13 protein-coding genes and 1 pseudogene are annotated in these 15668 nt (G+C 54.3%); 5 read left to right on the top strand and 9 right to left on the bottom strand.

What is annotated here, in order from left to right:
- The 5 genes from B3M32_RS03800 to B3M32_RS03780 form a co-directional block, all read right to left on the bottom strand.
- A partial coding sequence (locus B3M32_RS03800) for an ATP-binding protein (RefSeq protein ID WP_414655172.1) occupies positions 1 to 1313 on the bottom strand: 1313 nt, incomplete at its 3' end.
- Positions 1314 to 1373: 60 nt separating this feature from the next.
- A complete protein-coding gene (locus B3M32_RS03795; RefSeq protein ID WP_290743677.1) occupies positions 1374 to 1700 on the bottom strand; it encodes a DUF721 domain-containing protein in 327 nt (108 codons plus the stop codon).
- On the bottom strand, positions 1700 to 2467 hold the full coding sequence (locus B3M32_RS03790; RefSeq protein ID WP_290743676.1) for an MlaE family ABC transporter permease: 768 nt from the start codon (positions 2465 to 2467) through the stop codon (positions 1700 to 1702). The genes B3M32_RS03795 and B3M32_RS03790 overlap by 1 nt, the downstream gene beginning before the upstream one ends.
- Before the next feature lie 33 nt (positions 2468 to 2500).
- The gene (locus B3M32_RS03785; protein ID WP_290743675.1) at positions 2501 to 4306 is read right to left on the bottom strand and encodes a S41 family peptidase; all 1806 of its coding nucleotides are present in this window, start codon (positions 4304 to 4306) and stop codon (positions 2501 to 2503) included.
- Between the two features lie 97 nt (positions 4307 to 4403).
- The gene (locus B3M32_RS03780) at positions 4404 to 5207 is read right to left on the bottom strand and encodes a sigma-70 family RNA polymerase sigma factor (protein ID WP_290743674.1); all 804 of its coding nucleotides are present in this window, start codon (positions 5205 to 5207) and stop codon (positions 4404 to 4406) included.
- Between the two features lie 874 nt (positions 5208 to 6081).
- Between B3M32_RS03780 and B3M32_RS12420 the strand changes: the two are divergent.
- From B3M32_RS12420 to B3M32_RS03750, 5 genes and pseudogenes are all read left to right on the top strand, one after another.
- Positions 6082 to 6213: pseudogene (locus tag B3M32_RS12420) on the top strand (histidine kinase); the annotation flags it as partial.
- Positions 6214 to 6292: 79 nt separating this feature from the next.
- Positions 6293 to 6760 carry a sensor histidine kinase gene (locus B3M32_RS03765; RefSeq protein WP_422653589.1) on the top strand — a complete coding sequence of 156 codons (468 nt, stop codon included), beginning with the start codon at positions 6293 to 6295 and terminating at the stop codon, positions 6758 to 6760.
- Between the two features lie 213 nt (positions 6761 to 6973).
- The gene (locus tag B3M32_RS03760; protein ID WP_290743673.1) at positions 6974 to 8227 is read left to right on the top strand and encodes a hypothetical protein; all 1254 of its coding nucleotides are present in this window, start codon (positions 6974 to 6976) and stop codon (positions 8225 to 8227) included.
- Positions 8227 to 10728 (top strand): hypothetical protein, encoded by a 2502-nt coding sequence (locus tag B3M32_RS03755; protein ID WP_290743672.1) that lies wholly within the window; start codon positions 8227 to 8229, stop codon positions 10726 to 10728. Before B3M32_RS03760 ends, B3M32_RS03755 begins: the two co-directional genes overlap by 1 nt.
- A gap of 59 nt (positions 10729 to 10787) precedes the next feature.
- Complete coding sequence (locus B3M32_RS03750) at positions 10788 to 11591, top strand: hypothetical protein (RefSeq protein ID WP_290743671.1); 804 nt, start codon at positions 10788 to 10790, stop codon at positions 11589 to 11591.
- Positions 11592 to 11599: 8 nt separating this feature from the next.
- On the opposite strand, the gene B3M32_RS03745 is transcribed toward B3M32_RS03750, so the two are convergent.
- The 4 genes from B3M32_RS03745 to B3M32_RS03730 form a co-directional block, all read right to left on the bottom strand.
- Positions 11600 to 13330: a maltotransferase domain-containing protein gene (locus tag B3M32_RS03745; RefSeq protein ID WP_290743670.1), complete on the bottom strand. Its 1731-nt coding sequence runs from the start codon at positions 13328 to 13330 to the stop codon at positions 11600 to 11602.
- A 133-nt stretch (positions 13331 to 13463) separates the two neighbouring features.
- The gene (locus B3M32_RS03740) at positions 13464 to 14450 is read right to left on the bottom strand and encodes a hypothetical protein (RefSeq protein WP_290743669.1); all 987 of its coding nucleotides are present in this window, start codon (positions 14448 to 14450) and stop codon (positions 13464 to 13466) included.
- A gap of 132 nt (positions 14451 to 14582) precedes the next feature.
- A complete protein-coding gene (locus B3M32_RS03735) occupies positions 14583 to 15374 on the bottom strand; it encodes a DUF3108 domain-containing protein (protein WP_290743668.1) in 792 nt (263 codons plus the stop codon).
- A gap of 103 nt (positions 15375 to 15477) precedes the next feature.
- Positions 15478 to 15668 (bottom strand): AIR carboxylase family protein (locus B3M32_RS03730; protein ID WP_290743667.1); only part of this gene is annotated, 191 nt, incomplete at its 5' end.

The raw sequence follows: 15668 nt of genomic DNA, 5'->3' as shown, positions 1-15668 counted from the left end.
GCGGAGTCACCCTCGACAATAAACATTTCGCATTCCTTCGGGTCGCGGCTACTGCAGTCGGCGAGCTTGCCCGGAAGGCCTCCGCTTTCGAGGACGTTCTTGCGGCGGGCGAGAGTGCGCGCACGGTGCGCCGCTTCGCGCGCCACGGCTGCGTTGTAGACCTTGTCCAGAATCACCTTGATAGCGGCCGGATTTTCCTGGAAGAATTCTTCCAGCTTGGCGCCGAAGGCAGAGTTCACATAGCTTGCGATTTCGGAGTTGCCGAGCTTGCGCTTGGTCTGTCCTTCGAACTGCGGCTGCGAAACCTTGATGGCGATAACGGCGGTGAGACCTTCGCGGATATCGTCGCTCGTAATCTGGGTTTCTTTCTTGCCCTTGGGCATGTCTTGCGCAAACTTGCCGATAACGCGGGTGAGGGCCGTCTTGAAACCCGTCACGTGGGTGCCGCCGTCATAGGTGTTTACGTTGTTCACAAAGCTGAAGAAGTTTTCCTGGTAGCCGTCGTTGTACCACATGGCCACTTCGAGCGGGTATTCCCCGTTGGGCATCACCAGGTGAATCGGTTCCTGGAACAGCGGTGTGCGGTGCTCGTCCACGTAGCGGACGAATTCGGAAACACCGCCCGGGAAACAGAACGTGTCGGAGACCTTGTTTTCGGGGTCGCGTTCGTCTGTCAGCGACAAACGGAGTCCGCTCATCAAGAAGGCGAGTTCGCGGAAACGCGTGGCGAGAGTGTCGTAGACGTACACGGTCTCGCTGAAAATGGTGTCGTCCGGGTAGAATTCGACGCTCGTGCCCGTATCGGCCATATCGCAGGTGCCGATTTCTACTTGCGGACCGCAGGGGATGCCCCTAGAGAATTCCTGGCGCACCATCTTGCCGTTGCGGCGCACCGTCACGATAAGCTTGTTCGAGAGTGCGTTTACGCAACTCACGCCTACGCCATGGAGGCCTGCGGACACCTTGTAGGAATTGCTGTCGAACTTGCCGCCCGCATGGAGCTTGGTCATCACCACCTCGATGGTGCCGACCTTTTCTTTCGGGTGGATGTCCGTCGGAATGCCGCGTCCGTTGTCGGTCACGCGGATGCCGTTGCCCGGCAGAATGGAAATTTCGATATGGTTGCAGAATCCCGCGAGAGCTTCGTCTACCGAGTTGTCCACGACTTCCCACACCAGGTGGTGCAGGCCGCGGATGTCGGTAGAGCCGATGTACATGGCGGGGCGGACGCGGACTGCTTCAAGCCCTTCGAGCACGGTAATGCTAGAGCCGCTATAGTTTTCTTCCGCCTTCTGGAGTTCTTCGGGGGACACGTTTTCGTTGACGTGTTCAATGGATTCGTTGTTTTCTTCAGCCATGCTTTTTCAACCTATTCAGACAAATCGGACATCCCTTACGACGGGTTTGCCCAGCATAGAATTACACCTTTCAATTATAGCATTTTTTTGCAGGAACAACTCCTGTTTCCATGCGGAATTGACCGCCTTTAACACGAGTGTCTGCTTGTCTAGTTTTTCAAGTTTTACATAGGGCGCGACGGCGTTCCCGACGATCTTCGCGAAGTGTTCCGAGATGGCCTTGAAATGGATATCTTCGGAGATGTGCGTGCTCTTGAGAACCTTGTCTACGAGTACGCTGATATCGACGGCACGGTTGCCCGTGACCCCCTGAATCGAACGTCTTCTCTTGGGGTAGTCCATCAATCGATCAGCAACAGCTTGGAAAGGGTAAATCCGCCAATCAAAATGCTCGTCATACCGGCCACCACGGTGGCCTTCGTGCTCTTGCCGACGCCTTCTGCACCGCTATGGGTAAAGAACCCGAAGAAGCAGGCGTAGCTAGAAATGAAATAGCCGTACAGGGTCGCCTTGATAAGTCCTACGGCAAGGTCCCAGTCCTGGTAGAACATCCTTACGCCGTAGAAGAACACGGAGAAGGATACGTCCTTGTAAAAGTGCGCCACGGCATAACCGCCGGTGATGCCGATAAAGATGCTCAGGATGGTCAGTATGGGCAGCATGATCACCGTCGCAATCAGGCGCGGTGCCAGCAGGAACTTGTAGGGGTTCAGGCCCAGGACCTTGTAGGCGTCGAGCTGCTCGGTGACGGCCATCGTGCCGAGTTCGGAGCACATGGAAGCCCCGATACGCCCGGCAAGCACCATGGCGGTCAGGATGGGGCAGAGCTCCACCATCACGGCCTTGCCTACGGCCATGCCCAGGAACATCATCGGAATCATGTCGCCGAACTGGTAGGCGAGCTGCCATGACATCACCGCGCCTGTAGCAAGGGACGCCGCAATCACCACGGGGATACTCGTGAGACCCACGACCTGCATCTGGCCGACCGTCGTATGGAGGTTCGTAAAGGCTCCGGGGATATTCTTGAAAAGCTCCCAGACAAAGAACAGGTAGTTTACGACCGTGCGCAGGAACCTCCGGACAAAACGTCCGAGAGCTTCTGCCATGCTGTTTGTTATCGTAATCAACTTTGCCCGCTATTACTTTTTCTTTTCGTTCTTCTTGGCCTTCGGTTCAGACTTCTTGGCTGCCTTCTTGGACGGGGCGGACATGGCCTTCTTGAACAGGTTCATGTCGCTCAGGTATTTGATGGCTTCGTTCAGCTGCACGTCGCGCTTGAGCGAGAATGCCGTGCTTACGGAATCGTTCACCATGGCGGTCAATAGCTCGCGCTTGATGCCGTCCTTGATGTAGGCCTTGTTCTCGTCGAACTGGGCGTCGCGATTGTTCTCGAGGGCCTTGCGCATTTCGGCGATGCGGAGCGAAAGGACGGAATCGGAAACGGTCTTGGAACTGTCGCCCATGTAGTTCTGCTCGCGGATAACGCTCTTCTCGAGCTGATCCACGCCCACGAGCGCATTGCTCTTGACCTTCATGAAGTTCGTGTCCTTCATGCAGAATTCCTTGAACTGCTTGTACAGCGAGTCGGGAACTTCCCAGTTGGCGTCAATCTTCGCACCGCTCTTTTCGAGGCCGGGGCGGACCTTGACGGCAAACTTGAAGTACATGGCCATGCGTTCCTGCACCTGCATCACCCAGGGCATCGGGGCGAGTTCGATATCGACGTCGGGCGTAATGCCGCCACCGCCGAACATCATGCGGCCGTTATTCGTGTAGAACGTGTCGCGCTTCACGGTGTCTTTCGCGAGCGTGTCCGTCTTGGTTTCGTCGGCTTCTTCGTCGTATTCCTCTTCCTGGAGCTTGAGTCCCTTGATGCCGTTTTCGGGCTTGTTGATGCAACGTCCGAACGGCAAGTAGTAGAATGCCGTCGTGAGCTTCAGGGCGTTGCCCTGGTTGTCCAACGGGAATATGGTCTGCACGGAGCCCTTACCGAAGCTCGTCTTGCCCACGATGAGGGCGCGGTCCCAGTCCTGCAGGGCGCCGGAGACGATTTCTGCGGCGCTGGCGGAACCCTGGTTCAGGAGTACGACCATCGGCACGTCCGGCTTCACGATGCCGTCGCGGCGGGCGCGGCTTTCGGTACGCTGGGTACGTCCGCGGGTGCTGACGATGACGTTCCCTTGTTTCAGGAACAGTTCGCTAATCTCGATGGCCTGGTTCAAAAGTCCGCCCGGATTGTAGCGCATGTCCAGGATAATCTTTTTCATGCCCTGCTTCTGCAGGTTCTTGATGGCGTTTTCTACGTCGCTGGTCGTCTTGTCGCTAAAGGTGGCGAGCTTGATGTAGCCGATATCCTTCGCCACCATGCCGTAGTAGGGAACGGCGTGCACGATGATTTCGGCGCGGGTAATGGTGAAGTCCATCAGGTCGGGAACGCCTTCGCGTTCGATGGAGACGGTCACGTCGGTACCGATCTTGCCGCGGAGCTTGCTCACGGCGTCATCCAGGGAAAGTCCCTTGGTTTCCTTGCCGTCAATCTTCCTGATGCGGTCTCCTGCGCGGATTCCTAGGCGGAAGGCGGGCGTTCCGGAAAGGGGGGAAATAACGGTCAGAATGTTGTCGCGCAGGCTGATGGTGATGCCCACGCCGCCGAACTTGCCTTCCATGGAGACCTTGAGGCCTTCGTAATCCTTGGGCGTGAATACGGTCGTATGCGGGTCCAGAATGTTGCGAATGCCGTTCACTGCAGCGTCCGTGAGCTCCGTGGGGTTCACGTCTTCTACGTACTTGCGGTTCACTTCCGAAAGAACTTTGTTCAAGCGGGAGACTTCGTCATAAAAGTCACCGGGCGGCGTCTGCTTGTTGTTGTTGGCCGCGTTAACGAGGCAGGCGGCGGACAGGGACGCGATAAAAAGGTTGCGGATTTTCAAAATACCTGTGTTCATGGTGAAAAAATACAATTTCCTATAATCCAGGAGTTGGCGAAAACAGAAAAAACCGGCTCAAATGGCCGGTTTTTGGTGTAAAGAGAGAGAAAAAACTTTAGGCGGCTTCGTGCAACAGACGCTCAATCTGCTCGTTCCTGAGCTTGGCCAGCGCATTTTCCTTGAGCTGGCGGACTCGTTCCTTGGAAAGCCCGACCATCGGGGCGATTTCCTTGAGGTTCAGGTCGGAATCCATCTTGAAACCGAAATAGAGCTTGAGGATGTCCTGTTCCTGCGAAGAGAGATTGTCGCTCAGGACTTTTTCAAACACTCTGGAGCGGTCGTTGAGTTCTGCAGTCTTGTCGGTGTTGGAGTCTTCGGCGGCGAGGCAGTCGCCGAGAGTCGATTCGCCGTTTTCGCCAGTGGGGGCGTCGAGCGAAGCGGTACGGTTGCCCATCATCACAATCTTTTCGATGGCATCTGCCTTGTACTTGGAAACGCCGGTGAGACTATCCGGGTCGAGCACGTAGTTGCCGCCAATGACCTGGCGGAGTTTGCCGCCCTTCTTGTTGAAACGGCGCAGCACCAGTTCCTTTTCGGCGCTGATACGGACCATGCGGCCCTTTTCGGCGATGGCGCGGGTGATGTTCTGGCGAACCCACCACACGGCATAGCTGATAAACTTGATTTTCTGGTTCGGGTCGAAGCGGCGTGCGGCTTCCATGAGGCCCATATTGCCTTCGCTGATGAGCTCGCCAACATCGATTCCCTGTCCTTTATAGAGGTTGGCGATGTTCACGACAAAGCGGAGGTTGGACTTGACCAACATTTCCATGGCCTCGCGGCTGCCCTGGCGAATCTTCTTGAGGAGGAGTGTTTCTTGTTCCTTGGTGAGCAGAGGGTATTTGGAAATTTCGCTCAAATACTGAAAATAGATGTCTCTTTCGGTTCTTGTAGCAGTATTCATATTCATGCGGTACCTCTGTGGTAACTTGTTTACGCTCTTAAATTTACCTCCGTTCCGCCCTTACAATGTCAGTATCGGGAAAGGCGTTCGCAAAAGTTAAATTGAAATTTTGTCGGTTTTTTTCGTCATTTCGTCACAATTCCGTCATAATTTTTCCCATTTTGGTCATTTTTGACCTAATTTTGGAAATATGAGCGATACAAAGAAGAAAAATGCCCTTTACCGGTTTTTCCAGAACAAGCGGAACGTGTTCAAGAGTCTGCAAGAAATGGACTTTGAACGCAACGAAAAAAGGCTGAAATTACTGCTCGAAACCGAAGACGGGGAACTCAACTATCCTATTCCGGTTTTCGTGCCCGTTCTGCTCATCTGGCTTTTTGCCATCTTGTTCCCGCTGGTCATGATTGTCGACCCGAGCTACATGCTCGATAACGGTGTGAATATGCACGGGCTTATCGGTTTCTATGTACCGCTTATCATGACTGCGCTGATTTTCCAGCTGAACCAAAGGATTTTTGTCCCGCGCTGTATTTTCAAGAAGCATTATGTGGCTTATTTTGTCTATAATGCGCTCGTCGTCGGCATTGCGTTGTTCATTCGCGAGGTCTCCCTGTTTATCGTCGACCGTTCCCCGGACGACGGCATCGCCTTCTTCTTCAGCAACTACTGCTTCTCTTACGCCAAGGGACATTTCTCCGCCTGGACGCTCATTTCGTTTATCCTCCTGGTCTGTTTCGTATGCGTCATCTGTGTCGTGTATCATATCATGCTGCGCCAGATTATCAAGGCGTTCATCCAGCGCGAGCAGAAGCGTTCCCGCGTCCAGTACGAACTGGATTTTCTCAAGAACCAGCTGAGCCCGCATTTCCTTTTCAATACGCTCAACAATATCAGCAGTCTGGTACAGATTGACGCCGACAAAGCCCAGGATGCCATCGCCCAACTGAGCGACTTGCTGCGTTANNCCGCATTTCCTTTTCAATACGCTCAACAATATCTCGGCATTGATTGCCATAGAACCCCGTCGTGCCGAAAAGGCCATGACACAGCTTTCTTCGCTATTGCGCATTACGCTGTACCAGACATCGGACAAGTATATCCCTGTCAAGGAAGACATCGAAATTTTGAAGAAGTATGCCGAACTGGAAAAGCTCCGCCTCGATGAAAACTTTGATTTCCGCTTCGACGTGGATCTGGAAAATCCGGATTGCCAGATTGCGCCGCTCATCTCCATGCCGCTTATGGAAAATTCCATCAAGCACAGTATCGGGCCGCACGGGAAGAACTTTGCGCATATTTCCATCCGCCAGCAGGGTGACCAGATTACGTTCGAAGCCGTAAACTCGAACAATCCGCGGAAATCGAAATCTGCATCTGGTGGACTCGGCCTTGCGACTTTCATCAAGAGACTGGAACTCACCTACATGGACAAGTACGAGTATACGGTCGAATCCGACGAGAAGACATACCGGTGCAAGCTCCGGATATGGGGCCTGTCGTCGCTGTAGCTATCGCCCTGGTTGACGGGTAGGCAACAGTTGTTTGCACGGGCGGCAACACCTTTTTGCAAAATCATAAAAAGAACCGCGGACCCCTTTACAGGCTTTTTCCTTTAGTTATTTTTATTTGCGAATCGGACTAGCGGTGCGCCCGCCTTCCGGTCTCTTTTTTGCGGCAGGACTGCCGCCTTTTCTTACAGCCATTTTCTTCGGAGGACTCCTATGGATCATAGGACGTTCAAGAAAATTGCCGTGGCATGTGCAGCCATGGCTGTAATCGGTCATGCACAATGTAAGAGTACGACGCTGTATTCCGGAAGCGAAGGAAACGGATTCATGGAAGAGGCGACGAGGACGTTTCCCGAAGCTCCCGAATGGAAGGCGAACTGGGGAAACTTCCCGAACATGGAGCCTCCCTATATCCGGCTTTCGGGGCAGAAAAACGTCAAGGGCGATTGGACTGGGGCTCTTGTGTTTCCGCAGGAGGCGCCTGCTCAGGGCGGCACGGTTCACTTGGATGTCCGTGCCTCGCAGAACGTGAGATTCGGTCTTTGGCTGGATAGCGGCCTGGGTGGCGGCAAGCGGTTTGTTAGGGAGCTGAAGGCGAACGAAACGGCGTCCCTCGATATCCCGGTAAATGAAATCGCGCCGGACAGGGCTTTTAGCCTGAAGAAGCTCTGGATAGGCTTGCTCGGCGTTCCCGCTTACCAGTACACGACGCTGTTTGTCGATAACGTGTCTGTCCAATGTCCTGCAGGGACAGGGACTTTCACGTCGTCATTGGATGCAGGCGGTGCTCCCTATGTCTTTTTGGGCGGAGACGCATCCTTGCCGCAGCGGCAGTCCCTTTGGAAGGGGAAAAACCTGCCCGAGGCTTCGTCCCGCTATACGGCAGCGGAGCGTGCCGCGCTGCAAGAGAAGGCCCGGCATCCGTTTGTGCTGGGCGACCAGGAACACGACCGCATCCTGCGCTTTTTGCAGAGCGATTCGCTGACTCCGGAACAGTCCCGCGAAGGCTGGTACAATATCATGTACCTGGTGAACCGCAACCGCATCAAGGACAATGCCGTCGCGAATCCTAAGCAGCTTTACCACGATGCCGGTTCCATTGCCGCCATGCACGATATGTGTGCGTTCCCGCTGCTCGTGGCGAACGTGGACTACCATTACGCCGTCTGCACGGATTCGCTGTGCAAGGCTACCGGGCTAGAAGATTATCATCTGCTTGCCGCGGGGATTCCGGTACATTACGTGAAGGGCTCCAGAATCCGCATTGCCTACGATCCCTTCTTTGTCGTCACGGACAAGAAAGGCTTGCCCGAAATCGACGTGTGCCTTGCCGGCAAATGCAGGCGTATCGAGCCGAATGCCGATGCAGAAATCGAATTCCCGTCTGCGGGAATCCAGAAAATGGCCGTGAAGCTCCATTACGGGGCGACGACTGTACAGCAGACCCTATCCCTGGAGGTGAAATAATGAATTTCAAGAAAGCAATCGTGTTTGCACTCGCTCTTGCAGGGAGCGTTTTCGCCGCCGACAAGACATTGGTTTTTTATCCGCTGAAGGACTCCGTCTGCGTGAACGATAGGCAGTTCGCTGCGACATGCTTTACCGAAACGGGGGAAAAAGTCAGTCCGTGGGACCTGCTCAATACGGTCCGTATCAAGATACTGGGCGCCCCCGAGGTTGACGCTTACAAGTACGGAATCTATATCGAAAGGCCGTTTTTTATTGTAGACGGAATCCATTTGAGCCTGACGGAGCTGAGGACGCTCGACCAGCTGCAAGAAGAGACGGAGGCTTTCGGCATTCCCGGAATTTTGCAGGCCATGGGATACACTCCCATACTGGTACAGTTCTCGGAGACCGTCCTGAATTCGCTGGAGTACAATGCGGACCTGTTCCAGAAAATGCTCAAGTTCATTTCTTCGAACAAGGTCGTTCCTTTCCCGAATGGACCCGAAGAGGGTTTTGTCGTCTTGGGGATAAGCCAGGGCGGCATTATCGGACGTTACGGGTCATATCTATACGATATCGGGCGGAAACCTGGCGATGCGCCCATCAGGGCCTTCTCCTCGCTGGATTCCCCGCATCAGGGAGCGGTGATGCCGCGCTCGCTACTGAACACGATCGATTTTTGGGCCCAATGGGGGGATTCCCCGGAAGCCGAAGGTTTCCGTGACCTTGTCCGGAGTCCGGGAGCTCGCGATCTGATTATCTACAAGACAGATGACGATTCGCATAAGCCGGATCTTTCTTCGGACAGGTTCCTTTTTGGCGAGTACCGCAAGGCGGCCCAGTACAAGGGCTTTCCGGCTATTCTCGTATCGCAGGGGCAGCTGAAGGGGGCCGACCCCGCCCATGCGGATATCTACTACAACTTGAATCGCGTGGCCTCTATGGGGAGTGCGACTCTCGGGCGTGCGACAAGCAAAATCGGTTCTTCCCGGAGCGAATCCACCGAGTATTCGCACCAGAGCATCTACAAGATGGGCGACATGGACAAAATCTGGAGCAACAAGGGAACATCGTTGTTCGACTTTGTTCAGGGAAGTACGTATCCGTTTCCTAAGACCATGTACGAAAGCCTCCGCAGCGGTTTCATGGATGCCATGCCGGTCCACATGAACAAGAAAATAGGCGTCGGCATTTTCAGTACGCATATATCGGTGCTGTCCTTTTGGGATAGGGACAACCTGTATCAGGAAAGCAGCACGTTTATCCCGACTGTCAGCGCCATGGACCTGAATTGCGACGGGAACCTGGCCATCCGTTCCGGATGTGCGCACACCGTCAAGGCGGGCGATATCAATTTCGAGAATCCGGGGAACGCCTCTACGGGAAAGGCCGTGTTCGGTGTCGACCCGACGCACCCCCGCTATAATGAACCCATCAGCGGCAGGCATATCGAATCCCCCGTAAAGGACGGTACAATCGATGATGTTGTCGTTTCGGGAATGCAGACGGACACCTGGAGGCTCCTCTGTGAAATTGCCAAGATTGATTACGACAATTCCTCGGGAAAATTCCGCAATCCAAAATTGAACGGGTATTTCTCCCCGAATACCGACTGCATGGATTTGTCCAGGATGCCCGACATCATCAGGAATGCGGGGAAGGTGCAGACACGGCAAATTGCCTACGCCCGCTACGATTACGATTCCCTGGCCACGGAAAGGACCGATGTAGTCAAGTTCAAGCTGCCTGCGGGATGGCAGAAAGTGGCCACGTTCAATGTCCCGGAAGATATTCCGGCGGGGAGCGCTTTTGAAATCGATGTCGTGGTACAGGACCCCAAGAGCAACTGGATGAAGGCGGAACTCCTGCTGCTCCGGGATTCCAGGGGCAACGGGCAAATCCAGCTGGCCGAAACGGATGTCGTCCAGAACGGAACCATGCAGACTCTGCGCTGGGTCATGCCCAATACGCAGAACGCGACGCTGAACTACAAATGGATGCGCCTGGTGCTCAATTCCAACGGGGCGACCGTCATGCTTTCTGCGCCGAGGATAGTTACGAGTACCATGAGTTTTGCGGAATTGCCCGAACACATCTCTACGGCGGTGGTGTTCCCGAATAGCGACTTCCGTATTGTCCCATGGTCCGAAAACGTCTCTGTCCAGGAAAAGACGGTCGGTACAACGAAAATGCTGTATTCGTCTACGCCAGACAAGTATGACGGATTCCATATCGACTTCGGGAAGCAGCTTTCCCTGAACGGGTTCAACTCTCTCGTGGTCGAATTCGAGCCGGGAACGTGTACCCATACGGAGGTCTATTTTGACGCCAAGGACACGGGAAGCCCGAATTTAGGCAACAGTTGTTTGCAAAATGGATATGAAAAGAAAATTTTGCCTTTGTCCCAAATTATCAATACAAAGGTAACCCCGGGCGGCTCGTATTCCGTGTCCCGCTTGAAAATTCAGGCGGTCAGGGCCAACGAAACATGCAATATAAAGTCCATTTACCTGGATTAGCCGCATGTTGACAAACTAAAAGGGCGTTCTTAGATTTATGAGTCAAGAAGGAATGAAAAATGACTATAAATAACCGCTTGTTCATGCGGGCAATCGTTTGCCTTGCCATAATATTCCTGGCCGGGTGCTCGAATCCCCGCTTAAGGTCGATGGGGGAACTCCCTGTCCCGACAACACATCAGCCCAGGTTGGATCCGACAAGCAAGGATTCCGAAAAGGCTGTTTCCTTGCAGGGATACGGGCTGTTCAACAACTCCTGGAGCAACGTGGAGGACATTTACGGCGGCGGGGCTTCCGTATCGGGAATTTACCGGTTCGGGCGGTTCTTTTCCCCGCTGTTTGTAAGCGTTGGCCTTAACGGTTTTGGCGGACGTCTGGACTTTACCTGCGATAAAGAAAAGAAATGCGGCGATACATACCTCGGTTGGCTGGATAGCGACGAGGGCGAAAAGAGCCGGACTTTCTGGGGACTCCAGGAACAGGCCTTGCTGGGCCTGGACTTCCATTTTGCAGATAACGTCTTTATCGGATTCGGTGGCGGCGTCCTGACCTATCAGGGCGGCGGCGATTACGAAAAATACCGCGACAGGATTCTAAAGAATGACAAAAAAATGAAAAACGATGGCGAAGACGCTGTCGCAGTGCCGTTGGCGGGCCTGTGGTTTGGCTACCATTTCGGGGAAAAGGGCAAATACGGGACCGTCTCGGTGGACGTGTTTACTTCTACCCAGTACGATTACGACATGTTGATGTTCTATGCACCCATAACGGTCAGCTACTACCATCCCTCGGGCTTTTACGGGGGCGTGGGGACAATGTTTGGCAATGTCGATATCTTTGTGGGCAAGACCTTCGTTTTCTAGCCGGCAGGCTAGATCTTCTTGAGCACGAGCAGGTGACCGGGAGCTTTAGCCGGATCAAGACGGACAAAGTTCCTGTTGCCGCGCCAGACGAAGCTTTCGTCGGTAATCAGGTCCTTTAAGAAGAAGAACGAATCCTGGGCAAGGCCGAGCTTGCCCATGTCGAGTTCGACCATGCCTTCCTGGGCGTTGTCCATGTCCATGTTGCATACGCACAAGATAACGTCTTCGCCCGACTTCTTGGAATAGACCATCAGCTGGTCGTTGCTGCAGTAGTGGAAGTCGAGGTTGTCGTATTCTTGCAATGCGGCGTGTTCCTGGCGTGCGGTATTCACGCGACGGACGAAATCCTGGATGCCGGGGCCCTTCCAGTTGTGGACCTTGTACTGGTACTTCTCGCTGTCGGCGAGTTCTTCCTTGACCGGGCTCGGGATGTTTTCGCACAGCTCGTAGCCGTTGTACATGCCCGTAAGGCTAGAAAGCGTTCCGGCGAGGAAATAGCGCTGCTTGAACGCGTTCGGGCCCTTGTACGCGAGGTACTTCGGGAAAATATCCGGGGTGGTCGGGAAGAAGATGCCGCGCATGTATTGCTTCGCGTCGCTCTGCGTGAGCTCCTTGAGGTACTGCTCGAATTCCCACTTGGCGCTGCGCCAAGCAAAATACGTGTAGCTCATGTCGAAGCCCGACTTTGCAAGGCGGTGCATCATCTTCGGGCGGGTGAAGGCTTCGGCGAGGAACACGAGTTCCGGGCGCTTTTCCTTGACGTCGGCGATGAGCCATTCCCAGAACGGGAACGGCTTGGTATGCGGATTGTCGATACGGAAAATCTCGATTCCCTTGTCGGCCCAGAACAAGATAATGTTCTCGATTTCTTGCCAGAGGGCCTTGTAATTATCGTTGTAGTAGTCGAACGGGTAGATGTCCTCGTACTTCTTGGGCGGGTTTTCCGCAAACTTGATGCTGCCGTCCGGTTCGTGGTAGAACCATTCCGGATGGCTCTTCACGTACGGGTGGTCGGGGCTGCAGTTGAGCGCGATGTCGAGCGCCAAGCGGAGCCCCTTGTCGCGGGCGGCTTTCGCGAAGTGTTCGAAATCCTTCATGGTCCCGAGTTCGGGGTCCACGTCGTAATGGCCTCCGTGCTTGTTGCCGACGGCATACGGGCATCCCGGTTCGAGCGGCCTGCCCTTCTTGTCGACCTTGGCGTGGAGCGCGTTGTTCGCACCCTTGCGGTTGGTGACGCCGATCGGGTGGATGGGAACGAGGTAGACGGTGTCGAAGCCGAGATCGGCGATGTAGTCGAGTTGCTTTTCGCAATCCTTCCAGGTGGCGCTCTTCTTGGGATCGGTGCCCTGGCTCTTGGGCCACATTTCGTACCATGTGCCGATACGGCTGTAGGTCGGGTCCACGCGGAGTTTCATCACGGGGCTTTCGGTCGGAACGTCCTTGGGCTCCACGGTCCAGGCACAAATCTTGTATTCGTAGTAGCCGATGTTATTGACGGTAAAGGAACCTTCCCACTGGTCGTTGTCGACAAAGTGCATGGGGGCCTTTTCCCATTTTTTCTTGCTTACGTGGCGGTAGAAAATGGCTGCGTCATATTTTTCGTGGCTGTGGCGGAAAATGTCCGCGGTAAGCGTGACGGTGTCGCCGGGTTCACGCTTGATCATGAATCGGCCGCCCTCGATCTGGGGGCGGATGTTTTCGATAACGAGATTGTCTTTGAGGGTCGGGATGGTTGCCATAGTGACGCAAAATTAACAAAGTTACTAGTTGTCAGTTACTAGTTACTAGGATTTCAGGGTTTGAAAATCAATTAAAACAAACAAAAAAAGGGCCGCGAGCGCGGTCCCTTGAAAATCCTGTTTCTCGCTACGACTAGCGGCGGGAATTGCGTTCGCGTTCCTTTTCACGCTGACGGCGGCGCTTTTCCGTATCGTCCGGGAAGAATTCCGGGAAGGCGTAACCGATGGCCACACCGAACACGATACCGGTTTTGTTCATGCCGTCCTTGTTCACCACGCGGGAGGTGTAGGTGATTTCGGCACTCGTTCTGGAGTCGGCGCTCTCGCGGAAGCTCGGGTTCGCGTCTTCGCTCTTGGCGAGATCCGGAGCGTAGTACATACCGATGGAGAACTGCAGGTAGTACCATTCGTTGGTCATGTAAGAAATCAAGGCGTCGAACTGGAATCCGTTCACGGAAATCAGGGCGCGCATGTCGCTTTCGTCAGGGATGATGTCGTGGTCAAAGTAGACCGTACCGTAAGAGGCAGACAAGCCCAGGTGAAGCGGGTTCTTCGGGAAGAGGTAGTAGTTGAGGCCGACCTTGTAACCGGTTCCGCCTTCCAAGGACCAGTCCTTGAATTCGTTGTCCGTACCCTTCGGGAGGAATCCGAAAGAGCCGTATGCACCGATATGCCAACGGGTAATGTATTCGGCTCCGATACCGAAGCCCATGCCCATGCCGGTTTCACCCATGAACGGATAGCGGGAGCCCATACCGACCTGGAGGATTAAGCGGTCCTTGAGCCAGTCGCGGCGGCGTTCGGAGTTTGCGTATTCGTCCTGACGCTGTTCTTCTTCGAACTTCTTGCGGGCGGCCATGTCGTCCTTCTGGGCCTTGGTCATGCCGGCCGTTTCCGCGTCGGCAAAATCATCTTCGTCGGATTCTTCATCGTCGTCGCCAGCAGTTGCCGCGGCAGCCGGTTTGTCCGCCGAAACGAAATCGCTATCGTCGAATTCATCTTCTTCAGCCTGAGCTTCCACCTTAGCCTTGGCCTTGGGGGCACCTGCCTTAGCCTTGGGCTTTGCTGCCCATGCCAGAAGGCTGAGAACGCACATCAACAAAATCACTTTTTTAAACATTAAAAGCCTCTGATACTTGTAATCGTTTTACGAATATAACTTATTATCCGGATTGTTACCAATTTTTTAAGTGTAAAAGTTGATTTATCTGGCCCCAACAAGTCAAAAAGTTGCAAAAAAAGCAAAAAAACATCATTTTATCTTCATCAGTTTGGCTTTTATGGAGCCCAGGGCGATTTCGCACTGCATCAGCACCGGGATACGGCGTTCGTCGTCGGTCAGCCAGATGAAGATACGTCCCTTGGAAACGAAAATACCGTCACCGTCGAGCACCGGTTCGACCTTCACCGTCTTGACCTTCCCGAGAGCCTCTGTCCTGATTTCTTCCCTCCCGTGAACCAGCACCTTCAGTTCGTAGCGTTTTTTGCCACTGACCGCCGAAAAGCGGGAGGTGTCGCCGACGGTAAGGGGAAGCGTCCTCACCAGGTAGAACGCTGACATGATGCTGTGCTCCATGCCCTTGATGGTGACCGCGGTATCGGCGGAGCGCTTGACCTTGCGGGTCTTTATGTCGGTGAATACCGTATCGGAAAGCCAGGCCTTCTCGCCCTTGCGGTCGAAGCGGATGACCGAGGTGTTGTGGAACGTTCCCTCGTGGAGTCGCTTGCGGAAGACTTCCGTCATGAGGCCCTTGTTGCGCACTCGGGTATAGATGGTGTCGTTTACCGGGTAAATCTTATTGATGGTCTTGTTGCCTGTTGCGTACGAGAGGAACTCCGTCTTGCCATCCTTGATGGGCTTGACCTCGAGCGTCGCGGAGCCTGCAGTAATCGGACCCCAGCACAAGTTGAATTCGAGACGTTCGCCCTTCATCCACGGAGCCTGGACCTCCGGCAAGTTGGGTTCGCCGGCGAAAGACGCCGTCACGAGGAACGCCGTGAGAAAGACGATAGACGAAAGACGAAAGACGAAAGACGACAACATATAAACAGCAATACCTAAACACTAAAAGGGCAGACTTTTTCCACAAACGAAAGCGAGAAGCATCTTTCGTCTTTCGTCTGTAGGGCGAAGCCCGTTCTTTCGTCTAGTCAATATCCCCGAGGCTCTTGCGGTAGGCGACGAGCTTCTCGCGGACTGCGGGGTCTGCGATGGCGACGATGTGGGCGGCGAGGTAACCGGCGTTCTTGCCGTTGCCGATGCCGACCGTGGCCACCGGGATTCCCGGGGGCATCTGCACAATGCTGTGCAGCGCATCGACGCCGTTGAGCGGGCCGC

The sequence above is a fragment of the Fibrobacter sp. UBA4309 genome (assembly GCF_002395745.1).
Taxonomy (GTDB): domain Bacteria; phylum Fibrobacterota; class Fibrobacteria; order Fibrobacterales; family Fibrobacteraceae; genus Fibrobacter.
This window is presented reverse-complemented; position numbering and strand designations above follow the sequence as displayed.

What these genes read in the sequence shown, in the direction of transcription:
- B3M32_RS03750 (WP_290743671.1), top strand. Translation starts at nt 10,788, where the DNA reads ATGACTATAAATAACCGCTTGTTCATGCGGGCAATCGTTTGCCTTGCC.
- B3M32_RS03790 (WP_290743676.1), bottom strand. Translation starts at nt 2,467, where the DNA reads ATGGCAGAAGCTCTCGGACGTTTTGTCCGGAGGTTCCTGCGCACGGTC.
- B3M32_RS03755 (WP_290743672.1), top strand. Translation starts at nt 8,227, where the DNA reads ATGAATTTCAAGAAAGCAATCGTGTTTGCACTCGCTCTTGCAGGGAGC.
- B3M32_RS03745 (WP_290743670.1), bottom strand. Translation starts at nt 13,330, where the DNA reads ATGGCAACCATCCCGACCCTCAAAGACAATCTCGTTATCGAAAACATC.
- B3M32_RS03740 (WP_290743669.1), bottom strand. Translation starts at nt 14,450, where the DNA reads ATGTTTAAAAAAGTGATTTTGTTGATGTGCGTTCTCAGCCTTCTGGCA.
- B3M32_RS03735 (WP_290743668.1), bottom strand. Translation starts at nt 15,374, where the DNA reads ATGTTGTCGTCTTTCGTCTTTCGTCTTTCGTCTATCGTCTTTCTCACG.
- B3M32_RS03795 (WP_290743677.1), bottom strand. Translation starts at nt 1,700, where the DNA reads ATGGACTACCCCAAGAGAAGACGTTCGATTCAGGGGGTCACGGGCAAC.
- B3M32_RS03765 (WP_422653589.1), top strand. Translation starts at nt 6,293, where the DNA reads ATGACACAGCTTTCTTCGCTATTGCGCATTACGCTGTACCAGACATCG.
- B3M32_RS03760 (WP_290743673.1), top strand. Translation starts at nt 6,974, where the DNA reads ATGGATCATAGGACGTTCAAGAAAATTGCCGTGGCATGTGCAGCCATG.
- B3M32_RS03785 (WP_290743675.1), bottom strand. Translation starts at nt 4,306, where the DNA reads ATGAACACAGGTATTTTGAAAATCCGCAACCTTTTTATCGCGTCCCTG.